General features: G+C 30.6%; 11 protein-coding genes. 3 read left to right on the forward strand and 8 right to left on the reverse strand.

Features of this window, described 5'->3' with window-relative positions:
• The first annotated feature begins 3 nt into the window (after nt 1-3).
• The 3 genes from BW936_RS13055 to BW936_RS13065 all read left to right on the forward strand — a co-directional run bounded on the left by BW936_RS13055 (nt 4) and on the right by BW936_RS13065 (nt 7,497).
• The gene (locus BW936_RS13055; RefSeq protein ID WP_159439024.1) at nt 4-5,919 is read left to right on the forward strand and encodes a DEAD/DEAH box helicase; all 5,916 of its coding nucleotides are present in this window, start codon (nt 4-6) and stop codon (nt 5,917-5,919) included.
• Nucleotides 5,920-5,998: 79 nt separating this feature from the next.
• A complete protein-coding gene (locus tag BW936_RS13060; protein WP_076548845.1) occupies nt 5,999-7,036 on the forward strand; it encodes a hypothetical protein in 1,038 nt (345 codons plus the stop codon).
• 5 nt (nt 7,037-7,041) lie between these two features.
• Nucleotides 7,042-7,497 carry a hypothetical protein gene (locus BW936_RS13065; protein WP_076548846.1) on the forward strand — a complete coding sequence of 152 codons (456 nt, stop codon included), beginning with the start codon at nt 7,042-7,044 and terminating at the stop codon, nt 7,495-7,497.
• 175 nt (nt 7,498-7,672) lie between these two features.
• On the opposite strand, the gene BW936_RS13070 is transcribed toward BW936_RS13065, so the two are convergent.
• The 8 genes from BW936_RS13070 to BW936_RS13105 form a co-directional block, all read right to left on the reverse strand.
• On the reverse strand, nt 7,673-9,190 hold the full coding sequence (locus BW936_RS13070) for a DUF7017 domain-containing protein (RefSeq protein ID WP_076548847.1): 1,518 nt from the start codon (nt 9,188-9,190) through the stop codon (nt 7,673-7,675).
• Nucleotides 9,180-11,309: an ATP-dependent DNA helicase gene (locus tag BW936_RS13075; protein ID WP_084182079.1), complete on the reverse strand. Its 2,130-nt coding sequence runs from the start codon at nt 11,307-11,309 to the stop codon at nt 9,180-9,182. Before BW936_RS13075 ends, BW936_RS13070 begins: the two co-directional genes overlap by 11 nt.
• Nucleotides 11,310-11,342: 33 nt before the next feature.
• Nucleotides 11,343-13,082 (reverse strand): response regulator, encoded by a 1,740-nt coding sequence (locus tag BW936_RS13080; RefSeq protein WP_076548848.1) that lies wholly within the window; start codon nt 13,080-13,082, stop codon nt 11,343-11,345.
• Nucleotides 13,079-13,678 (reverse strand): hypothetical protein, encoded by a 600-nt coding sequence (locus BW936_RS13085; RefSeq protein WP_076548849.1) that lies wholly within the window; start codon nt 13,676-13,678, stop codon nt 13,079-13,081. Before BW936_RS13085 ends, BW936_RS13080 begins: the two co-directional genes overlap by 4 nt.
• Entirely contained in the window at nt 13,675-15,762 is a 2,088-nt protein-coding gene (locus tag BW936_RS13090) for a hypothetical protein (protein WP_076548850.1), read from the reverse strand. The genes BW936_RS13085 and BW936_RS13090 overlap by 4 nt, the downstream gene beginning before the upstream one ends.
• A gap of 11 nt (nt 15,763-15,773) precedes the next feature.
• Entirely contained in the window at nt 15,774-16,931 is a 1,158-nt protein-coding gene (locus tag BW936_RS13095) for a reverse transcriptase domain-containing protein (protein WP_076548851.1), read from the reverse strand.
• A gap of 383 nt (nt 16,932-17,314) precedes the next feature.
• Nucleotides 17,315-20,602: a type I restriction endonuclease subunit R gene (locus BW936_RS13100; RefSeq protein ID WP_076548852.1), complete on the reverse strand. Its 3,288-nt coding sequence runs from the start codon at nt 20,600-20,602 to the stop codon at nt 17,315-17,317.
• Nucleotides 20,603-25,453: a protein NO VEIN domain-containing protein gene (locus tag BW936_RS13105; protein ID WP_076548853.1), complete on the reverse strand. Its 4,851-nt coding sequence runs from the start codon at nt 25,451-25,453 to the stop codon at nt 20,603-20,605.
• Between the last annotated feature and the right edge of the window lie 4 nt (nt 25,454-25,457).

A 25,457-nucleotide genomic window follows, 5' to 3' on the forward strand; every position in this document is an offset into this window, starting at 1 on the left:
CCTATGAATTTCAAAGACTTTTATTCTAAAACTGAAAATAGATTAACCGATGCAATTCTCTCGCTTTGGGCTACAGGAGATAAAGAAATGCAAGACTATTTTAGATTTTTACTTTCGCAAGAACCAATTATGGCAGACGCGGTTTTTCAAAATACTTTTCCGTGGGAACAAGGTAAAATTGAGTTTGGAGAATCTGCAGGAATATTTAATCAAGAGTTTGTAAATGCTTTAGACGCTATTAAAGACAAAGATTTTAGATTCCCAAAGGACAGAAAACCATACAAACATCAATTAGAAAGTTGGAAGATTCTTCTGGATAAAAAGAAATCGATTGCGGTTACTACCGGAACAGGTTCTGGTAAAACGGAATGTTTTATGCTACCCGTTATACATGATATTCATGAGAACTGTAAAAATCAAGATGGAGTAAATGCTATTTTCTTGTATCCTTTAAATGCGTTGATAGCTAGTCAAAGAAAACGTATGCACGCTTGGTGCTCTGCTCTAGATGGAGTTAAGTATGCGCTGCTAACAGGTGATACACCAAATAAAGAAAGTAGTAAGGATAAAAAACAAAAAGCGTTACCAGAATTAATTTCTAGAGAACAAATTAGAGCAACACCTCCTCAAGTTTTGTTCACAAACCCAACAATGTTAGAGTATATGTTGGTTCGTAATGCAGATGTGCCAATAATAGAAAAATCTAAAGGAGCGTTAAGGTGGATATTATTAGATGAGGCCCATACTTTAACTGGTTCTAAAGCCGCTGAAATTGCCCTGCTAATAAGACGTGTTGTATCTGCATTTGAAGTGAATATAGAGGATGTAAGATTTGCAATTACCTCAGCTACCGTAGGTAGTGGAAATACAGATTCTCTTAAAAAATTCATGTCAGATTTATGCGGAATTTCTAAAGATCAAATTGAGGTTATTACAGGTGAACGTGTAAACAATCAAATTGTAGATCAAGATATACCTAGTTTGTCTCCTGTGTTATCTAAAAACAACATAAAACTTCTGAGACAAAAATTTTTAAATAGTAAAGCGATTTCTCAAAGTGAAATAGGTAAAGATTTTAATGTTTCCAATAAGTTAGAACAGCTTGCAATAATTGATACTCTTTCAGAGCATAAGGTAAATAATGAAAATTTACTTCCAGTTAGAGGGCATTTTTTTACGAGAGGAATAGGTGGTGTCTATGTTTGTACGAACAAAAAATGTGATAAACATAAGGGAGAAAAACCTAATAAAGCTATGGGTACCATGTATACTATCGCAGGTAAAAAATGTTCTTGTGGCCATCCTTTATTAGAACTTATTGCATGTAGAAGTTGTGGTAATATGATGATGGAGGGAGAAAGAGTTAAAGGAGCAACTCCAAAATTAGATAGAATAAGACAAAAAGCATCTTTAGGTTATGAAGCATTTAGTGTAGAAAATGAGACTGATAATGAAGACGAAGAAAAAAGAAATGATGAAATAAGAGATAATGGGTTAATTAGACTAATTAATAGAGATCAAATTAATCAAGATATTGATTTAACTCCCTGTGGTATTAACAATGATGATACTATTGATTATGGTAGTGAAGATTTTTTCATGACAGATGATACTCATTGTCCTCATTGTGGAAATCAAAATGAGTATCCAATTCATTTTAGAATTTCATCTGCATTTACCAATAGAATTCTTTCAGATATAGTATTGGATCAAACTGAAGTTGCAGAAAAGCAAACGACAAAAACTCTTTATAAAGGAAGAAAGTATATTTCATTTACTGACAGTAGACAAGGGACGGCAAAGATTTCAGCCTTAATTAATATTGATAGTGAAAGCGATTGGATTCGTTATCAAGTATATCATTACCTCTTAAAAAAAGCCCATGCTAATAAGATTGATTCAAGTAGAAGTGAATTACTTTTAGAGAGAGCTAAATTGGTAATAGATCTTGAAAATACACTTCCATTTAGAAAGATAAGATTACAAGAAGATATTGATGCAATTGATGCCGCGTTGAAACAAAGCGGTAACTCATCAAATTTATTAGCTAGTAGATCTTCATGGAGAGAAATTGTTGATTTTATTAAAGAGAAAGAGGATTTTAAAACATTATTTAAAAAAGGAGCAAGAGGTAATAATTTAGCAATTGAGAATGAAGCATATGCTAAATCACTATTATATGACCAATTTGCAAGAAGAATACCAAGAGAGCGATCTTTAGAAAATCTTGGTTTAATAAATATCGTTTATCCAAGTCTTGATAATCTTCAGGCACCTGATATAGCTGTAAAAATGGGGATTGATAATACGGAGTGGGTGGATCTTTTAAAGATTGCTATAGATTATATAATTAGATATAATTTTAACATTTTCTTCGATGATGCGATGCGGGTATTTACCTCTAAGTTTTACCGTTCAGATTCAATCTATCCTTCAAATAATGAAATTGTTAATGCTACCAAGTGGAGATTATATAACCCTCAGTCCATTGCTCAATCTCGTTTGGTTTTATTGATTTGTGCAGGATTAGAATGGCATGATAGAGCTGAAATTAGTGAGGAAAGAGAAGACTTGCTAAATGAATTACTTGAAAAAATATGGAGAACACTACAGCAAAAGGTTTTAAAGGAAGACGGGACTGGTTTTAAGCTTGATTTTTTTGAGAGCACCAATTTTGAGATAGCAGGTAAAGAGTTTTTATGTCCGGTAACGAATAGATTAATAGATAAAGTATTTAGAGGTTATTCCCCGTTGATTAAAGGTAATTTAGAGTCAAATAATATTGATAACTATAAAATAGATGAGTCTAAGAATTATGAGTTTCCAGTTTATTCTAATCCGTTTCATAGAAATGAAGAAAACGATACAATTACATATGAAGAAGTAAGTCTATGGTTAGAAAATAATAGTCAAGGGGCTAGAGAGAAAGGACTTTGGAATAACCTGCACGAACGAATTTTTGATTATTCTAAATTATATTTAGCAGGTGAGCACTCAGCTCAGCAAGACAAGAGAAGGCTTAAAGAATTAGAAGAGCAATTTGAGAATGGAGAAATAAATGTTCTAAGTTGTTCTACTACCATGGAGATGGGTGTAGATATCGGCGGTATCTCAGCTGTTGTAATGAGTAATGTTCCGCCTATGCCAGCAAATTATCTTCAAAGAACTGGTAGAGCAGGGCGTCGTTCCGAGAATAAATCTCTGGCTTTAACATTTTGCGCTCCAAACCCTATTGGTCTGCGTACTATGAATAATCCAAAGTGGGCGCTAGAGCATAAAATAGCTTCACCAATTCTTGCTTTTGATAGTAAAAACATAGTTGAGAGACATGTAAATTCATTATTGTTCGGCTTTTTTGTTAGGTCTCAGCAAAATACCAATAGAGGTTTAAACGTAAAAGAGAATATTGAGAAGTTTTATTATGAAGATACACCAAGCATAGCTGAAAGTTTTCTCAATTGGTTAGATGGAGATGAAGTTTTACAGTATAAAAAGGAGCTTAGTTATATTGTTAAAGACACGCAATTATCAGAAGCAAGTTCAGAAGAATTAATTTCAACTGTTAAGGATAATTTTAACCGAACTATAATTAAAATTAGAAGTCAAAAAGAAGGCTTCGAAAAGAAACTTTCAGAATTAAAAAAGGAGTTTGGAGATTCTAGTCCTGCTTATAAAGCGATAGGGTACAGAAAAGGTCAATTCTTACAGAAATTCGTACTTAATTATCTAGCAGAAGAGAACTTTTTACCAAATGCAGGTTTGCCAACAGGCATAGTTGATTTCGAAAAAATCACCTTATCAGATTTGCAGAAGAGTAAAAGCAAATTTAAATCCAATCCAAGTTATACCATTTCTAGAGCTCTTACAGAGTTTGCTCCGGGTAATAATATTCTTATTGATGGGCTTAATTATAAGTCTTCAGGAATTGTGATGAAAAACAATTGGGGGCAAGCTACAGAAAGAAATGTTATACAAGGTTGCCGAAGCTGTGGATACCAACGCACAGTTGATTTAGAAGAGAAAGTAGGGGATAACTGTCCAGAATGTAACGCGGTTAATTCTTTTAATGGTTTAGATTTAGGGGAAGACAGAAAGTCATATACTGAGTTAGTTGAACCTGCAGGATTTTCTATTGATTTATTCAGTACTCCAACAAGAGTTATTTCTGAAAAAAGTAAACCTCAATATTTAGAACCTCTATTGTTGAATATTAAGCCTTGGGCTAAAGATCAGAATCAATTCATTGATTTTAGAACTAGTTCAAGTGAAACGGAAACCCAAGTACTATTTTATAATACAGGAGAAGGCGAGGGGTATAGCTTGTGTCTAGATTGTGGAAGGGTCGAGATGTCTACGGAACGTTTAGAAGATCATAAACGTTTGAGAGGAGGAAAAGATAACAATGGTGAAAGCTTATGCTCTGCACAAAATATACGAGAGCATATAATTTTAGGAAGTAGATTTAATACTGATTTTACTGAAATACGCCTAAAAAATAAAAATCAATCATTCGTTAATGATAAAATGCTAGCATATTCATTAGGGGTGATTTTTAGTAAGTCTCTTGCTGAGTATTTGGCTGTAGAAGAATCTGAATTAGGTTTTGGTATTAAACAATACAAAGGTTATCAAACCATATTTATATATGATACAGCAAAAGGTGGTGCCGGCTACGCATCGCAATTCAGGTTGTATGCAGAAAAAATATTGAATCTTGCATTGCAAGTTTTAGATAATTGTGATTGCCAAAATGCATGTACTAAATGCATGATAGATAGAAGTACACAATGGCATATTGAAGATTTGGATCGTCATTTGGCTATTGATTGGTTGCGTGCTGCACTAGAAAATCAACTTCCTAAAGATTTAGATACACCTAATAATGATGTTAGTTTGGTCTTTGGTTCTATGCATGATGAACTTAAAAGACTTAATTATCATTACGGTATTAAATCAATTAATATTCATGTTAACAATACAATTTCCGAATGGGACATTGAAAGTTTAAAATGGTTAGAGGAATTAAAGAGAGAAAGAATAGTTGTCAACTTAATAGTTGAAGGTAAAATTAGATACTCAAACAATCAAGAGAAAATCTCAGTACACTTATTATCTTATAATTTTAATCTAAAGCAAGGTATAGGTAATAAGCTTAAAAACTACGCGATTCATGCATCTGTAATTTTGCAAAATAACAAGTGTGTTGGTTATATTTCTAATGAAGGCTATGATAGCTTAAGTCCAGAATGGTCTGTAGATCTTAAAGAAAAGATTTATAAAGTTGAAAATTTCATATCGTTGGATCATGCTGGTTATGTAGTGCCAAACTTTTCAACCAGTAATTTATATGAATCTAGAATTAAGGGAAATCTACCTAGAAACAGCCAAAGTAATGATGTAGCGTTGTTAATGTCTGAAAATCTTTCAAATTTTAAAGAAATGTTGTCAAAGGTAAGTGGTAAGAAATACCAGGTTTCTTATTTCGATAAGTATAATCAGTCCGAGTTTTCGTTACGCCTAATTTTACAGTTTATAAATCAAATCAGAGAAATCTGGTCAATAGAGGTTTCTCAGTTCAATGTGCATTTATCTAAAGCAGATTTTAAAAGCTTCAACTATCCAGAGTATATAATCCACAATTATAAAGAACTTGATGATTACGTATATGATCTTAAGGAGCTTTCTGCAAATTTTGATTTTGCTATCGATTTTAAAGAAGAGCGACGATTACCTCACTATCGTTATTTTGAGTTTAAATCAGAAGAAACATCATTTAGTATTAGAATAGATGCTGGTATCGCTCACGGTTTAAAACCAATAGATAGGTTGACATCAAATGATATGAAAATGGATAATCAGGTGTTTGAGATAAGAAAAGATGTAAGTCATGATATCATTTATAACATTAGTATAGATTAATGCAGCTGGTTATAGAGTGCGGTTATTTTGCACACTTTATTAATAAATTTGATCAAGTTAAAAAGTAATAGTTTTTATCATGAATTACCCATTAAATATTCTTCATCCTCAAGAATTAGAAGTTCTTTATAAAATGTTTAATCTTCAGAAGAAAGAGGATAAGAAACAACGTTTAGAACTAAAATTATCAAAACTTCTTTTACCAGCTAAAGGACTTTTTCAAAAGGGTATGGATTATCCTGAGTTTTTAAATAAAATAGCCGAGAAGAATAAGATTAAGTTCTTAAAGACTGATTCTATTTACGAAAAAGAGTCCACTCTATTTGTAAAGTTGTTTTCTAATAATTTCAACAATTTATCTGAAACTGAAAAAAAGCATTTTCTTAACGAACTTCAAGCTAAGGGGCTAACTAAAGATCAGGTTGCTTCTATAACAGCATTATCTACTATCGGTGCTGCTCAATTATCAGGTTTTGGTGTGTATTTGTTAGCATCTTCAACTGTAGGTGCTCTAAGTTCAGCGCTTGGGGTGGCACTGCCTTTTGCTTTTTATACGGGTATGTCAAAAGTAATTAGTATTGCTATAGGTCCGGTTGGTTTGCTACTAGCGGCTTACCCAATTTATAGGTCCTATAAGGGAGTTAATTCTTGGGATGATTTTAAAAATCGTTCTAATGATCATTATTCACTTCTTCTTAAAGAGGGTGGTTCTCTAGTACATGGTAATTATGAACATGCTGAAACTGTTTTTAATTACTGGGCTGGACTTAGAATAATGAAAATTCATGAAAAAGAAATAGAGATATCCAAGAATGAAAAGAGTATTGAGGAATTAACTAACAAGAAGGCAAAGGTATCTCTAGAAAAAATAGACATAGATTTAAAGATTGGCACATTTGATGAAAAAATCACATCAGAAGAGCATGAAGTTTTATTCTTGAAAAGAAAAATTAGTGAACATGAGAATAAAATTGAGGCTTTAAAAAAAGAAAAATCTGGAGTAAGAGGTAAGCAAATGACACTGGATAATTATATAGCTAAGATGAAAGATGAAATACGTGAAAAAGAGTCAGAGATTCCATTACTAATATTAAAGATTGATGAATTAAAGAAATAAAGCATATGAAAGATTTTAAGCAACCTATTAAAAGTATCAGTGACTGTTTTACCCCAGAATTGACAAAACAATTCCAGATTGAAATGGATGCTGCGATAAAGAAAATAGATATGATTCCAGTGCTGGCTATTCTTGAAAAATATCAAATAGCTCATTTTCAAGATTCAATAGACTTTGTTGAAGCGCTTAGACCTTATATAACTGGGTGGCAGAAAGAAAATGAAGGTTCTAAATTGTATAGCGATGTAACCACCTCTGAAAGTAGATGTATTGCTTGTGAATATGGAAAGGGAATGGTTATCTATGAATTTGAGTTCATACATTCGTTAGCCCCAGAACCAATGAATAGAGTGGTATATGGAAGAGACTTCGGAATACTATTCGATATTAGAAATGAAATTCTATTTGAAGTACGAGTATGCAATGCTTTTTTAGATAAAAAGGAAATGAAATTATTGTAATAGCACTATTGATGTTTTAAAAATAACATCCTCAATTAGGTAAAAGGGGGCTGATTAATAGAGAAATTATCTTGTAATTTATTAGTTATTGATTTAGATAATCAATAACTAATAAATAGGAAAGGATGGTAATTTTGATATAGTCTAAGAAAAAAATAGAAAGATTATCCTTCTCTTAATTAATTTTAATCAACTTCCATCCCCAGGCATCTTTTTTCTTATTAAAAGATAATAATGCAAGACCATCAATTAAATCATTGTTATTTAATTTATGATTATTAATAAGATCAGGGGAAACAAAAACATCATCTATAAAACCAAATCTTTGACCTTCATTGCGCCTTAAAACGTTATTAATTGGTTTAACTATATCTAAATCGCCTAAATCCTTTTCTGTACATTTTTCAATAGATAAAGCCTTGTAAAAGCCCTCTTTTCCTATCGGTTGAAGCCTTACAACTAATATGTCACCTATAACCGGCTTTTTTAATAAATCTTCATAATTGAAGAAACCATGATAGGTTTTACTCTTGATAAAATTGATAATCTTCTTATCGCGATTAACAAACTCTACTACAACCTTTTCAGTAGGCACATCTTGGAATAATATTTCTTCAGCCTTTTTGAGATGTTTGTTGTAAAGAATATTGTTATCCTTAAATGTGTCATTATTTGTATACCAATCAGTAGTTATCCATTGTGATAATTGATTATTTATTTTCCACCCATGCTTTTTACGTGTTTTTATAATTTTACTAATTTCAGTCTTCGCCTCTTCATAGAGTTCTTTTGAAACAAGTAATTCTGCAAAATTTTGTCTCGTTTTAACAATAAAATCTTCTCTGGTTTTTAAACTCAACGCTTTACAATAACAAGCAAATTGCATCTCAGTATCTGTTTCGAAAATTTCTGCCATTAACTCCCAAACCCAAAAGTCATTGCGTTTTTGCTTTGCAAAAGGCAAGAATGCTTTTAAAACATTGTCATCTTCTCCGAGAGCTAATAGTAGTTTAGCCTTAAAATAAGGTGGATATTGGTACGTTGGATATTCTTCAATTATCTTGTCTAATTTAGGTAAATAGGAATTTATTTTATCAATATCAATTCTTTTTTGTTTTCCATAAGCATCTAATGGTTCACCTTCAATTAAACATTTCGAATATGCAATATATGCCTGTTCTGCAAGTGCCATTATTTGCCTGCCATTATATTGTTCTGTAGAATAATCCTCAGGACGAAAGTTCTCAAATCCCCACCAATCTGAAAACTCTAGATAACGAGACCAATTTTGGTAACCTTTGTGAAATGATTTATATAGCAAACTATAACTATCTGAAGGTTTTGTAAAATGAAATTCTTTTACAATGTCAAACATTGTATTTATCTTAAAATAGTCAACGGGTTCGATTTTTTGAATTTTAAAAATAATACTTGCTATTTGCCACGCTGCATTATCAAAAATCATAACCTCGTTCTCTAGAAGGTTAAGACCTTTTAATTTGTTTAATATCCCAATAAAATCATCACAATTAAATTCAGTAGCGTATTTTTTTAGATATTCATAATAGACCCAGCTAATATTTCTTTTGCCCCAAATATTATCTGGTTGAGCTTCTAACTCAGATTTTGCCATAGTAAGAGCCTCTTCTAACTTACCAGCTTGTCTTAATTCTTTGATTTCTTTAGATGGCATAATTAGTAAGTTTTTTGATGAGTGAATTTAATTTTAAATCATTTTCAGACTGAAAGGTTTTAGGCATAGCTGTAGAGAAATTACCATTGCCTTTAAAATAAAACTGTATGTATGAAAATATACTATCAGTTCGTAAATAATATGTCACATAGTATTTATCAAGTTGTTCTTCAATATTTGTAATTGAAATATCTAGTTCAGCACATGATTCTCGCATTACCGAATGTAGAATTTCTAGATGATTTAGACTTGGTTTATAATTAACATAGTAAGTACTATTTTTTTTAGTATTGAAAACCTTTTCCAATTCTTCTTCTAAAGGAGTATTTGATGAATTTTGAATTTTGAAAGTATCTATAAAATGTCCAGATTCTTTATGACTGGCCTGAATGAAATACTTTATGTTTTGTGAATCAATCACAGTGTATCGTTCTAAATAACCAGAAGTCTCTACATTTGTAATTTCAAACGACTCTTCCTCTAAAGCCTCCTTAATTTCCCAAAACTTCAAGCTCTTACCCTTATGATGTTCTGAATTATGAAAAGGAGATGTGTTAACATGAGTGAGAGATAAGGCATTTTTAGGAATATTATTAACTGAAACGACTTCTGAAAATTTTAGTTTACTAAAGTTTGTAAATTGAGGTGGATTTATTGCGTATAAAGTGTTTACAGCTCTTGTGGTAGCTGTATAACACCATCTCAAGGCATCGTTATATAAACCAATGCGCCCAGAATAGTCAACAAATACTTTATCCCATTCGCCACCTTGAGCTTTATGGCAAGTAATTGCATATCCATATTTCACTCTTAATGCGTTATAATATGGGTCAGATTTAAGTGCTTGTTTAAATTCTTCAGAACCTACTTTGTGTATTTGAAGACCCGATTCTTTACGTCTATCCTGTTCCTCATTAAAACGCATTACGAAATTGATGTACAATGCTTTGGTCATTTCGATTGTTAAATCTCTATCTATCGAGTTTAGCAAGGTTTCTATGATATAGCATTTGATTTCCCCGTCGTAATTTGGGATCCGAATAGTAATCTGCCTAAAATTCAACGAAATGGTGACTCTAACTTTTTTTCCGTTCTTTACCGCCCAAACTGGAGCTGAAAGTGTTTCTGTATTTTTATCTACATCTATTACTTTAGCGATATCACCATTATATAATTCAGTTGAATAGGTATGGTAGTTGTTGTTATTGATTAAAACCAAATCTCCAGAAAGAATATCCCTTTCGTTAGGGTAAAGTGCTTCACGAATAGCATAATTGTAATGGTAGCATTGCGCATTCGAGAATGATATGATGACCCCATCACCAAGTTCAGGCTGAGGATATGCATTTATGAATTTATCAATAATATCAATATTGGTTAATTCTATATAAGATTTGTCATCAAACTCCAGTTTTAATTCATTTCTATGCTCAGCATTCAAAACATCTCTTATTTGAGTAGCATTTTTTAATATTAGATTATTTTCTTGACGTTTAATTTCTGTTAATACTTCCATCTGAACGGAGTATCCTAAGTTTTTAAAATACTCCAAATCCAAAGCATATGAATTATTGTCGCCTACTGGTGCTAGCTGCGCAGGGTCACCTACAAAAATGATTTTATTGTTTTTATTGGAAGAGAAGGCATAGTTAAGTAAATCATCAAGTAGAACGTTAGTGCCAAAATCAAAAAGCTCATTTTTAGACTCTCTACTTGAAATCATTGAAGCTTCGTCAATGATTAAGACTTGCTCGTTTTTATTGTTTAAATCAATGGGAAAGGAGTATTTGATACTATGATCTGCAACTTCATCAGAACCAGCATTTAAGGTCTCTAGCTTTTTTAAATTATAAATGACACTATGTATGGTTTTACCATCGTCTGTTTTATCCCTTAGTATTTTTGCAGCTCTACCGGTAGGTGCCATTAATTGAAGATTCTTCTTAGTACTTTTCAAATATTCAACTACTCCCTTTAATAGTGTTGTTTTACCACTACCAGCATAACCTTGAAGAATAAAAATACTATCATCACTTTCAAAAAACCTAGATAATTTTTCTAAAGCATTTTTCTGATCTTGAGTTAGGTTCAGATTTTTGAAATGGGTTAGTAGTTTCATGCTTGTCTCTTAATAAATTATTCCCTTATTCCCTTATTCCCTTATTCCATTAGTAGCTTTCAAACATAAATTGAAAATCAACATTAATTCTACTTTTTTAAAATAACTTTTGTCATTATGGATGTAATCATTTCTCCAATTTTTTACACTATTTAAATTCTTAATATCTACACTATTTAAATTAGCTATTTCGAAATAATCGATAAAAATACCGGCTAGACTATTAAACCAACTCGGTTTGTCTTCTCTTTTATCTTTAATGAATTTGCCTTCATTTATTGCTCTGCCTTTTGAAAAATAGTACTTGTTCATCTCTATTTCATCAAGACCTAAAACAATATTGAGATTCTTATTTTTTACATAATAATTTTTAAATTTTTCTAAATAATTATAACAATTTAAAAAAACAACATCTAAGGTCATGGAATCTAAATGGCTTATATTGAGCGAAGAAAGCTTGATTAAATCAATCTGTATTTTGCTATCTTTTATAAAATCCATATAGGGATCTTTATCATCAATAAATTCATTTACTAATCGTCCTTTTATGGCAGAACAGATACTTGATATTTCTTTTAAAAACTTTCTATCTAATGCGGTATTTATTGATTCGATAAACTTTGTAATAGTTTCATAGGAAAAATTATCATCAGCACTATTCTCAATACCTTCTTTGATTATAAAATCATCTGCTCCTTCTTTTAAAAGAGCTTGAAGGTTCCAAATTTTATTTGTTGCCGAAAAAATAATTACTTGAATTCCTGGATTTATTTTCTTGATTTCTTTCAAGATTTTAAATCCAGTCATTTCATTAATGGATTCAGCAGTGAAATCTGAAGGATGAATACGCAAATCCAAAATCACAACGTCAGGCAGATCTTTTATTTTTAAGACTTCCTCTTTACATAACTTAATGATTTCTTCTTGTGATTTATGACGCAGTAAATTATCATCTATGTAATGAAAATCTATCATCTTAGGGTTATTATCACATAAAAGCGTACAGAATATTTCGTACCATCCTTTATTTGCTTCATCATCAATTAATAAAACCTTTCCTTTATTTTTAAGTCCTAACTCCAAAGAAGTTCCAATATCTGATTGCTCTATTTTATTAACTGCTATTAGATATTTAAAATATAAATCTGTCGAAACCGTATTGTCAATTAATCCCAATTCTTCATTCTCATCGCCTAAATTACCTAAAGCTTTTGACCATTTATACATAGCCCATTCATTTGTTAGGCTATGATTCGATTGGTGACTATCAGGTGGTTTTATTTTTATTCTTGAAAGGAATTTATTGTATTCAGAGAAGCTCAATGAAGGTTTGTTATCAGTTCTCCAATTATTTATTATCCATTCGTACTGTTGCTCTAATTGTCTATATTCGAATTTTGTTGTGCTAAATGTTCCTGAAGAAAAAAGAAAACTTCCATAATCAGATAGTTTAGCTATTTGCTCTTTTGTTTCGTGAGCTATAAAGACTATTGGAATAGTTTTGTGATTAAACTCATCGGTTAATCTTATGTGTAGGGCTATCCTTAAACCAGAAAGTTCAAGATAATTATTCGTCGATAAGCTGTAGGGAATAAATATTACATTAAATTTTTCACCTTTAAAAGCTTTGTATAATTGATTGTGTGCTTCCTTATCAAATGAAAAGTCATATTCCAGTATTTTTGCTTGTCCAATATCAAACTTCAATTGATTTTTGAAGTTATTGATTAAAATTGTTGGTAGATTATCATTGTGAATGAGTAGTGCGTTCATATTGAAATAAATATTTTATCAATTGAATTGTCAATATTTTTAATTTCGTCTTTTATGGTTTGCCCGAGGGTAGAAATCTGATCTTCTAACTCAAATTTCACCTCATTATTCGGCTCTGCATCATATCTCGTTTTAAGCTGTCTATATCTAAGTAATACTTCTAATTTCCATTGATCACCATAAACTAATTCTAATAGACTTACAATTAAGCCGTTAGAGTAATTTTCTAAAAATTCTTTCAGTCTATCGGTATATAAATTAGAAGAATTAATTGATAAAGATTTAAATTCCATTGTTTGATATAGAACTTGACTTAGACCACCACTAAATAGTATCAAGTCGATTTGATTTTTTTTACATAATTCACGTAAATTCGATAAGCCAATTGGCTTGAGAGAAGACTTATGTACTATTACTAAATTATAGGTGTTAAAACCATTTTGCTCTTTAGAATTTAAGACATTAAGCCACTCCCTACATTTATCTTCACTTGGCATGTTTAAATAATTCAAACTATTTAAATAAGTAATTTCATCATTATTGAAAAATTGTGCTTGTCTGCCTGGCCTATCTTCTATCAGTAATATTTTTTTCATCCAACTAAAAATTTTAAAATAAACTTAAATCCACCTGAATCTTTAATGTTCTTTTGAACATATGGCTTCCATTCGTTTGATTCTACTTCATCATATAAATAATCGATACGTGCATATAGAAGATTTCCATCGTCATCCTTAAATCTTGATTCTATAGAAAAGTCACATAAACTTAATAGTGTTGTCCTTAAAATTGAAATGTCACCAGTTTTTTCAGCTATCAGTTTTGGGTGATGAATATGCATATCTGAATATGAATTTAAATGAAGTATTTCTAATACATAGAGATTTTTATCACAATCTAGAGTACAAGAAATATTTATAGATTGACTTTCTGACCGTGATTTTATCATTTTAAATATTCTAGAAATTGCTTTTAGTATGTTTTCAGTATTGGTGTAGAAAGAACATCCTTTTAAACTATCTAGTTGAGTTTTATTTACATTATGATTGGGTAGATTTTTTTGCAATTCTGTTTTTACTCCTACCCAAAAACTATTTTGTCGAAATTCTATTTCATTTTTAAATATATTCACTACATCCTCAAAGGTTTTTAAAGTTTTTCCAGGGATATTTGGAACTCTGTCTTTTGGAAGTTCCATTGTTAGGGGAGTAGATGCCATTATTCCTTTGCCATCAAAATTATTCTTACAAAATGATTTAACATCATTAGGATATTGCCATCCTAGACCAATCTTATATCGCCCCCACCCAAATAGTTTTTCACCTGAAAGCTCAATTTTCGTAGGTTTATTCTGAAACAGAAAAGGATATATTTTGTTCCAATATAAATCTGTACTATACTTTTGTAAGCTATAAAAGTCATATTTTTTATGTTCATCCATTAGACCGCTAATATAATCCTGATAGGAGTTATATAAGTCGTCATCCCAGGGATGTGTGCTAAATTTAATAGCCGTATTGTCTATAGTGAAATATTGCAGCCATTCATTTACTTTTTTTGGATTATGAAATTTTTCCTTCGTGTTTAAATATTTATTTGATACTCTATCCAGGTTAGTATTTGAATAATCCTTATTGTGATTAGAGAATCTGACATTACTCTTTTTCGCTCTCTCTTCATCAATTAATGTTTCTCCATCGTTTTTAGCTCCTTTAATATTTTTAACATGAGCTCCCTGCATTGTTATCATATTTTTATCAAAGAAATCAATAATATCCTGAGTTATATCTTCTGGTATAATGTAAGTATCTCGAGATATTTCAATTTTTTCATAAATACCTTCATTGACGTTTTTTTGTGCTATTAAAAAAAACATCTTATTTACAATTTTTTCTATGTCCAAATTACTTCGGTTTGCATGATTGTTGTAAATATTTTCTAATAAAGAAGTTTCAAGGTTTTTAGGAATATAGATATTTGAAAGTTTTTCCTTTTTATCTTCTAATCTTGTAATTCGAGGGTCAATCTCTCCGTTTTCTTTTTTTTTGCAAGTATACTCTAAGGTGTTTGAATATTCCTTTATAAATAGTTTGCTTTCAAACTCTTTATTCTCGCCATTTATCGCGGTATGTTTTTCTATTCCTTCAGTTAATATTTTAAAACCTTCATCACCAATTGTTTTTTTAGGGATACTAGTTGCTGCGTCAATTAATATTTTAAAGCCTTCATCACTGATTATTTTTTTAGGTTTACTAGTTGCTGCGTCAGTTAATATTTTAAAACCTTTATTATTACTTACCTGTTTAGGCTTGTTATTTTCTATACCCAGAAGTGTCATAAATTCCTCATCTGAGTATTTTTTATCAGTATTATCAATTTTTGTAGAGGTAATACCTTTAGATGGTGTTTGTGCTTTTTTTCTAGAACTAACCTCTCCATTTACACCGACAACTATGTCGAAAATATCCATTACTTCCTCATCATCAGTTAATTGTTTTGGTTGAATTTCATCAGCTAATCCAATTTTCTCTTTTATTAATTGAATCTCATTCAGTATATGTTGCTCATTACCTTCTACTCTTGTCAATTCTTTTGTTACAAGTTTTAGTACACGCTCTTTCTGCGAAGCTGTGAACTTTTCTTTTTGTAGTAGTTGGTTTATAAAACTGAATTTATTCACAAGTCCTTATTTTATTTATTATACAATTCCATTGCTTTTTCAATACCTTGGTTTTCCCAAACTTTTAGTATTTGTTCTAACATACTTTCATTTTGTAATAATAACTCAAATCGAGAATTTAGCTTAATGAAAGTAGAATCAAACGGACCTTTAACCATTTTTAAGTACTCTAGTTTACCAGTAATTACATTAATGAAATTAGGCTCACTTTTTTTGATATGACCTCTATCTAAAATGTAATTTTTTTTGAAAATTATCTCCGCTCTTTTAAAACCATATTTCTCCCAATAATAAAGCCACATTCTCAGGTTTTTGATATATCGTCTACTTACGTTTACCTTTTCATTAACAATTAGCCCAGTGACTTCCTGTCTATATCCAGACTGTTGTAAACGAGTTTTCTTTTCATTAAGTACCAAACCTTGATCTTCGGTTATAATTCTGAGTAACTCTTTTTGAAAGTCTTTTCTTTTGAAAACACTTACTTGTGATGAAAAGGTAATATCATCAGCATATCTAGAGTAATTGATCTTAAATTTTTTAGCTAACCCGTTTAACCTGCGGTCTAAAGTGGAACATAGAATATTAGATATAGTAGGGGATGTAGGAGCACCTTGTGGTAAAACTATTTTTAAGTTATCATCTACTTTAAATGGGTGAGTGCATAGGCAAGATAAAAGAAAGGCAATAGGCTCTCTATCCTTATTAAGATTAAATGGCTTTTGCATAAAGCCAAGTTTCACTCTGTTTCTGTCAAAAGAATGAAAAAAGTCTTTTAAATCTATATTGTAAACATAATGGTTGCCAACATGGAATTTTGCATTTGTAACTACAGATTTGTTAATTACAAATCCGGTTGCTTTATGATGTGGTTCCGATATACATTGTAGCACAAAATTTAAAGTTTTTAAAATAGACTTTAATCCTTTTACCGGAGCATTTATGGTCCTTGTACCTCCGCTTTTTTTGTTAATTTCAAATGAAGTGTATCTTTCAGTACAAAAAGCAGGATTAGCATAATAAGCTAAAGTTGATTCTTTTAAAGTAAATGCGTCTTCCCCATATAATAATACGTTTGCTACATTAAGTAGATTTACCAAATCTTCTTTAGTAGAAAGAGAATTAAATTTTTCTCGTATTAACGCTATATCTTCTTTTGTTGTTTTCATTATTAAATTAATAAAGCTCTTGAAACCCAAACCTTTTATTCATTTTGTATGACGATTGAAAACCTTAGTAGCATTCAAGCCTTTAAAAAAAAATAAATTATATGAACTGTAAATGAAATAATGACAATGTTATCAAAAACATAAAAGTCTTTTCTTTATTTGCCATGTCTATTTACAATTAACAAATAACATTCATCCTATATTTCTATAGGATTATATGCCGATTATTGCCTTTGAATTAATCATCAGGCCAGCATATGCTTTCAATAATTTCAGTTTGGGTTTTCAAAGAACTTTGCAAATATTACTATTATGTGTGCAATATATATGCACTTATTTTTTAAAATGGTTTTGTTTGTTTTTTTTGTATTAAATCAACTGGATCAAGCTGCAAAACCTCTACCTCTTTCTGCTAACTCATAAAAATGCTGAAAAATAACATCCGTCTTTTCTGCGAATATGTTTCTATCATAAGACTGTGGTAAATCTTTATTCAAGATTTTCTTAATTTCCTGTCTTACCATTTCTTGAGTGGCTTTTTCCTTATGCCATTCTTGGATTAAAATTTTGTTATCGGCATCAAATAAAATTACTAGTAACTCAGCAGCTGCAAGTTTTACATTTTTTTCTTCTTCTTTAGTTAATTTTTCTTTCTTTAATAAATCAAAAAGTTCTTGCTGCTCCTCGGTCATCCCACTTTTTGCAGCTCGTTCTTGTTCTTCAGACATGCTTTCAGCGTGCTTCATCAAATCTTCGTAGGCCTCTTCAATAGATAAGCTGCCAGAATTATAATCTTCTATAATTTTTTCAAAACGTTCTAAAAATGACCCTCTAGTTTTATTCTGAGCTAACATTTGTTTTAGCTTAACTTCCATTAGTTCTCGTAAATCAGCGAACTGAATATTCTTATGCTTCTTTTCGGGAAACTCTGCTCTTAACTTACCAAAATCTAACTTACTTAAATCTATTTTAGTAGAGTTGTCAATTATATAATCATGCGTTTGATCTTGTAAATCTCCTTTCCCAACTACACTGGAGTCTAATAAAGTATCTAAATTTTTCTTAGCCCTTTCTATTGCTTCATCTTGATCAACATGTCTGTCAACTACATTACGTAAATATTCAAATACATCCCTTGCTTTCTTTACTTGAGGATACCCATATATTTCTGGTTTTGCTGAATCGTACAAGCTTACAATAGTGTTTACAAATAAACCTAACTGCTTCTTATATTCATCTTTTTCAAGAATTATATTTGCGTATTCTTGAAACAATTCAACTTCCTTAAAACCTCTTTCTCCTAAATTTAAAATGGCATCAATATCCGCACCTAATCCTTTGCAGTATATTTTTGTTTCTAAAATTGCCTGATCTAAAAGCGCCAATAAATCCTCAAATTCTTTTACAGGAAACTCATCTTCATCATCTGTTTGACTCTTTCCTTGAGTTCCTTCTGCATAATCTGCTAAGGCTTTTTTAAGGTTTCTAAATACTCCAAAATAATCTACAACTAAACCATTCTTTTTGCCTTCAAAAACTCGATTTGCTCTGGCAATAGTTTGCATTAAGGTATGATTCTGCAATGGTTTATCTAAATATAACGTAGATACTGCAGGAGCATCGAAACCGGTTAGCCACATTGCGGTCACAAAGACTATACGGTATTGACTGTTTGGGTCTTTAAAGTAATCTTCAATATTACGACCATCTTCATCAGGATGATCCATTAGCTTTCTGTGCGGTGTAATATTAAGTCCTTCTTTCTCAAAAATCTCTTTTTCCTCTTTGTCTGAACCTTCCTGACTAACCACTGCAGACATTTTACTTTCTTCCATAAAAGTAATTGCTCTTTTGTAGCGTTCTTTTATTTCAGAATCCTGTTCTCTAGCAATCTTCTTTCTTAAATCTTTAATTTCTTCCTTTTGAGCCAATTGCACAAACTCATACATTCTAACTGCCGTAAACTTATCTATACAGACCACCATTGCTTTCATGGGTTTACGATCTTTTTCATCATTAAGAACATCCAGTCTATATGGATAATGTTGTACTATGTGTTTTGCAATTTCCTGTAAACGGTCTTCTCGACGCACTACTTGAAGTAAAGTTGAATATTCTCTATCAAGTTTCTTCTTTTGCTCCTCCGTTAGATTTTCATTTTCTAAAATTTCAGCAGCTTCGCCTACTAAGTCCTCATTAATTTGATCAACCCTAGGTACAGATTTTTTATAGTATAAAGGTACGGTAGCCCCATCTTCTATACTTTGAGCAAAATTGTATTCTGAGACATAAGGTCCAAACCAATCTTTTGTTAATGCGCTTCGTAATAAAGGAGTCCCTGTAAAAGCAATATACTGTGCATTTGGCAAGGCAATACGCATATTTTCACCATATCCTTTATACTGTGTTCTGTGTGCTTCATCAACTATTACAATCCAATTGTTACGATCTGTAAGTTTTGGATAGGTTTTCCCTTTTTCAATACCGAATTTATGTATTAAACTAAATACATACGATCTATTAGACTCTAAGTATTCTCTTAACTTGTTTCTACTACTCGGTCTATAATAGTTCTCTTTTTGTTCTTTGGTTTCTAATACAACTTCTGTCTCTTGAAAGTTCCGATAAATCTGGCTATCTAAATCTGTTCTATCCGTTACAATTAGAAACGACCAATTACCAGGTACTTTACGCTCTATTTTTTGAGAAAAGAAAATCATGGAGTAGGATTTTCCAGAGCCTTGTGTGTGCCAAAAGACTCCTAATTTTCCTTTTTTATCTTCTTTGTTTAACAAAGATTCAATGGCATTATTAACACCTAAATATTGATGGTTTTTAGCTATAATCTTTACTTTGTTTTTATGATACAAAACAAAATTTTCAAAGTAATCTAAAAGATTAGCTTTTGTACATAAACCTTCTCCAAACAATTTTAAGCTTAAACGTTTATTAGATGATTTGCTTTCTGCCTCTACTTCTAAACGTGTTAGCTGACTGTTTGATATAGCTGTATCCTCCAACTTTACCCAAGAGAAAAAATGCTCCCATGGTGCATTAAATGAACCCACACGAGTTTGAATTCCGTTTGAAATACATACAAACATATTGTACCAAAATAACTGTGGAATATCTCTTTTATAACGCCTAAGGTTAGTATCATAACCTCCTTTTACTTTTTCGGTGGCATTTTTAAGCTCTATCATTACCAAAGGCAAACCATTGACGTATAATAATAAATCTGGTCTTCTAGTAATATTACTTGTTTGAAGATATTCTATGCTTAATTGTGATACAACTAAAAAATCGTTGTTTTCTTCATCCTCAAAATCTAAAACCTGTACATAGCCATTTACTTCTCTACCTTCCTTATTCTGATAAGAAACCGGAACACCCTTTTTAATTAAACTATAGACTTCTTTATTAGCAATTACAGGCGTTAAGCTAGCTCTACTTTTAGATAACTCATCAATAGCAAATTCAATACTTTGCTTTGGCAAGTCTGGATTTAACCTTTGTAAGGCTGTTCTTAAATCGTGCTTTAAAACAACATCTTTTAAACTGTCTCTACCAATAAGCTGTTTCTCCCAAGCATTTATGTGGGCATACCCTAGCATTAATTCAAAAAATTGAATATCAGCTTCTTCTATGTGTGATTCGTTTAAAAATGCCATTTATTTAAATTTAATTTTATAACCATCAGCTTCTACTAAAAAACTATTATTATCAAAAAAAGTATCGTTTTCAGAGTACTTAAAAATACTTTTCAAGTATTTAAATTCCTTATTAGCATCCAATAAATTAGTAATTAGTAAAATATCATAATTATCTTTGTTTAAATGCCCAGTTAAAACTTCATTGTTACTAATGTAAAATCCTTTTTGTGAAGTAGTTGTGCTTTTTACTTCTACGTATCTTGAAACACCATTCTTTACACATTCAAAATCGTAACCATAACCATCTTTTCCACCTGAAAAACCAGCTCTAATTGCGTTTTCAGACTTCCAATAGACTTTATCATATTCTTTTTTTAATAACTCAAAAGCATACTTCTCTCCAATAAAGCCTATATCAGAATTTGGTATTGCAGAGCGACCATTATTATTGTTTGATTGCCTTGGTTTCTTGTTATTTTTCCGCTTACTACTTTTTTCAGTTTTTTCAGGGTTATAAAAATCAATTTCTAAATCTAATTCTTCTATATTTTTTTCAATTTCTTCAATTAGAGTTTGATCATCTGCTATATCAATTTCAATGCTTTCTTCTGATAATTTTACCGTTCTTCTTTCTTTTTCTTCATCTAGATACGATGATTTATAATCACTAAAAGCGTCATCCAACATTCCAAAATATACCTTATTCTTAAACTGATTATCATATTGCTTAGAAAGGAAAAAATCTGCGTTGTAGATATTTTCTTTTTTTAAAGCATTTTTAAGTTTAACCAAATTGTCTCTATAAATTTTCTCTACATCTAACGAGGTTTCTGTTGAAATATCAAATCCACTTAAATCAAACACCTCTATTATAAATTTAGAGTAGAGCTCATTTAAATCGACAAATAAAGATTCATCGATTTCAATAAGTGATAAATCAACAGAATTAAATTCCTCTATATCTCCAGAATAAGATTTATGAAAACCTTTAGAGTACAATTTAGCTTGATACTTCTTGCATCCTATTATATGTAGGTTGTAAATTTTATTTAAATAAAACTCATAGAAATCTAATTTAAATTTAGAATATCTATTAAAGTTTATTAAGTCTATCCCAAGACTAGAAAACAACTGTTTAATTGGTTCATAATTTTCATATCCTTCAATTTGGTTGTAATTAATTTTACGATAAATATCAAAAAACACATCCCATTTTATCCTATCACCAATTAATTTATAAATCTCCTTTTCGTCTTGAAGTTCAATATTTTTAAACTCTAACCTACAAGCTTTTAAAACACCTCTCCAAAATTGTTCTTTAACGGAAAGTGCACCTTTAAAGTTTTTTAATACTTCGTTTTCTAATTCATGAAAGTTTGAAAATTCTCTAGTTAAGATTTCTTTCCATTTAGAATGACGTTGACCAATAATTAACATGAAATCTTTTCTGTTTTCTGTAACTGCTATTGCACCACAAACGATATCTGCTAAGGTTTCTGTAAATCTGTAATCATGCTTCAAGTCTTGGTAAGACCTAATGGTTGAGGATACATGTATGTAGTATGTTTTAGACTTTTTCTCATATACATATTCATTCTGCTTTAAGTTTAAAGATTGTTTTTTACCATTTAACTCAAAATGAACAGTAGAACTTTTACATAATTTTACTTTTAAACTTTTTAAATCTCCAAGTTCACGATCTTTTTGCTTCTTTTTTAGATTTTTTTGGTATCTGTAAATAAAAAACAATGGTTTCAGTTCTTCTAATTCTTGACTAAACTGCTCATTTAATTCTTTATTAAATTCAGGTTTAACAACTTCAAATTCAATATAGTCAATTGGTTCTATCCCAAATAAATCTTTAATCCTTGTATTACCAACTCTTTGTCTTACTTTTGACACTTTTAGTTTTGAAAGCAAATCTTGACTATGATTGGGATTTAAAACATAAGTTGCTTCTTTAACCCTTACATATTCGTTTTTACCATCAACTTCGCAAAGCACATAGCCATTTTCAAGGTAATAGTCCCTTTTTTCTATATCCCAATTAAAGTTCTTAGGTAAATTTTGGGTTGCATCTATAATTGAATTATACAATACCGATGCAGAGCTAGACTTCTTATCAAAATATCTATGATGTTCATTTAAAAAACCATACATAACATCAATAGATAGGTCTTTAAAACTCTCTTTTACACCTAATCTATTTAAGATTAACTCTATTTGATCGGTCTGAATATTATAGTAATCAAATACTTCTGCTTCGTAATTTATTTGTGGTGAATGCACTAATGGTGATAAGTTTCCACTATTATCAACACATTCTATTGGTTTTACTTTTAAACCGTCATCTACTGGTATGAATTTTTGAGACTTTAAGTAAAATAAAATATAAGATTTTATGTCACTATCTTCAATGTATCGGTGCTTTCGCACTTGGTCGAATAAAAACCAAAATTCAGCTTTATCAAAATCTAAATCACGAACAATACTTTGGTATAAATCTTTATCAACTAAAAACCAAGCAAGCAAATATTCTATATCTGTATTTTTAACGATACTATCAAAATTATCATACCAAAGAACTTTTAAATCGTGTCCGTAAGTTGTTTTAATTACTTGATTGGTTTCAAATACTTTATGATCATCTGGTAATGAATAGGGGTATTTTAAACTATCAAAAACATGATGGACAAATTCAAATTTATTAGGAATATTATTGTTTTCTAAAACAACTTTTCTAGGTTGATCTGCAACACCTATCCATTTGAGATATTTTTCGATTTTTGAATGAGAATGTTCTTCTACAAAGGTCTCAAGACTATTTATAACAAGTGAACCAACAAATAAATCCTTACTGTTTTTTACACTTTTTAGAAGTTTATGACATAAATAACCAGCATCGTATTCTTTACCAAAATACAGTGAATTTGCCGAAACTAATTTACCATTTCTTGTAAACAACAATGGTGAAGGTAAACCTTGAAAGAAACTAGTTTTATTAAAATCATCTTTAAGACCATCATAAATATGGAATAGTACTTTGTGCATGCTACCTATAATAGCCTTCTTATCACTCGACTCATTTTTCGCAAGCTTGTGTGATGCAGAGATCACCTTTCTTGCAACAACGGTCATTGAATACTCATCTACACCAAAGACACGTAGTCGTGTCGATAAATCACGAATATCTCCACTAATTTGAGTTTTTAGTAACTCCGTAAAATCTTTATCTAAAAATTGAAGCTCTAGTTCTTTAGGTAAATCATAAATTTCACCCTTGGGAGGTAAAATCATTTCTTCTTTACCTGTTTTTATAACCTCTCCTTTTGTATTTATTAGTAAGTTAGGAAGTACAGAATCTTCTTTAAAATAAAAGTGCTTGGTATGTTCACTTAAAATTGAAACCCATTCTACTTTTTGGTCTATAGTAAAGCCATCTTCATCTACAATTTTATTTATACGAGCAGTGAATTCTTCTTGGTAATAGTTTAATTCCCCTTGTTCTTGCCATAGATAATTTACTATAGCTTTATCTGAAGTTGATTTTAAAAATCCCTTAAAATCCGAATAGTAAGTTTCTGGAATTAAATGGTCAATTTTTATTGCATAAAATATAGGTTCATCATCAAGGGTGATATATGTATTGTTAATGGTAGGAAAAATAGCAGCCTTATTAATTGAATCTTTAATCAAATCATTAAAGTCCCAAGGGGATTCAAATAATGACGAATGTTTATACTCTTTAGGGATTAATAATCTTAAAGCATCATAATTACTTTCTTCACTTTCAGTTAGTTTTAAAGCACAATCGACTAATAATTTGGCTAATTTTTTAATTAATTGAATATTGAAATCATTTTTATCTCTTGCCAAATGATTTCTATCAGACTTTAATTCAAAAGAGCCATGTGCAATTACAGGATAGGGAAAATCTACTTCTGTTCTAAAATATGAGAATAGCTTATTAAACCTTACATCTTCATTAGGGTTATACGCTATTTTAAGCTCATAGTTTTTAGTTTCTTCTGTGCCTTCAATTGTTCCCTTATCTTCTAAAATATTCCAAACCCATTCGTTACTTTCTTCTTCTAAAAGGTCTGTTCGTAATAGCCTAATTTTATTGTTAGATAATACTACTTTAGAAATTATAAAATGTTCTGTTGGTGTTTGTACTTCTAATTCTTCTAACTTATTTAAAAACAATAAGATTTCAGGAACTATATCAACTTCTATTTGTTCTAAAATATCGTCATAAACATCCTCTTTTAAGGTAAGCTCTATTACGGTATCAAACTCTTTTTCTTTCTTTTTAGAAGTATCATTTTCAAAGTAGGGACAACGCAAAACCGAAATTGGAATTTTCGTTTTGGTTTTGCGTTCAAGCGTTTTTTTTATTTCTGGATTTTCAGTAAGCAAATCATGTAAAAAAGCTTTTGCATGCTGCTGTGAAAACTTTAAATGTAAATCATAACTAGCGATGTAAATTTCTTTAGACCAGTTGAGAATAGAACGAAAACCAAGCCCTTTTTTACCCACTTTGTTTTCCTCCATAGTTTTTGGACTCAAATCGCTATACATTAGCGATTCTACTCCGCCTAAAGAAAACGGGTTACCATTATTGGCTATGATTAAACTATTTTCATCTACCTTAATGAATACTTTCTTAGCCTTTCTCGTATCGCTCTCGTCATTGGCATTCTGTATCATTTCTAGCAGTTGTCTGCCATTGTACTCCTCTATATTTTTATTTTCGTTATTGTAATCCTCAACAATACGTAAAGGCGCTTGTAAATATTCTTTACGCCTTAATTTAATAAGGTCTTTTATTGCTGAATTGTCTATAGGTGTAATGAGCAGGTCTTGCATTTGC

The sequence above is a fragment of the Maribacter ulvicola genome (assembly GCF_900155985.1).
Lineage (GTDB): Bacteria > Bacteroidota > Bacteroidia > Flavobacteriales > Flavobacteriaceae > Maribacter > Maribacter ulvicola.

Coding starts and splice junctions, on each gene's coding strand:
- BW936_RS13055 (WP_159439024.1), top strand. CDS start 4: ATGAATTTCAAAGACTTTTATTCTAAAACTGAAAATAGATTAACCGAT.
- BW936_RS13060 (WP_076548845.1), top strand. CDS start 5,999: ATGAATTACCCATTAAATATTCTTCATCCTCAAGAATTAGAAGTTCTT.
- BW936_RS13065 (WP_076548846.1), top strand. CDS start 7,042: ATGAAAGATTTTAAGCAACCTATTAAAAGTATCAGTGACTGTTTTACC.
- BW936_RS13070 (WP_076548847.1), bottom strand. CDS start 9,190: ATGCCATCTAAAGAAATCAAAGAATTAAGACAAGCTGGTAAGTTAGAA.
- BW936_RS13075 (WP_084182079.1), bottom strand. CDS start 11,309: ATGAAACTACTAACCCATTTCAAAAATCTGAACCTAACTCAAGATCAG.
- BW936_RS13080 (WP_076548848.1), bottom strand. CDS start 13,082: ATGAACGCACTACTCATTCACAATGATAATCTACCAACAATTTTAATC.
- BW936_RS13085 (WP_076548849.1), bottom strand. CDS start 13,678: ATGAAAAAAATATTACTGATAGAAGATAGGCCAGGCAGACAAGCACAA.
- BW936_RS13095 (WP_076548851.1), bottom strand. CDS start 16,931: ATGAAAACAACAAAAGAAGATATAGCGTTAATACGAGAAAAATTTAAT.
- BW936_RS13100 (WP_076548852.1), bottom strand. CDS start 20,602: ATGGCATTTTTAAACGAATCACACATAGAAGAAGCTGATATTCAATTT.
- BW936_RS13105 (WP_076548853.1), bottom strand. CDS start 25,453: ATGCAAGACCTGCTCATTACACCTATAGACAATTCAGCAATAAAAGAC.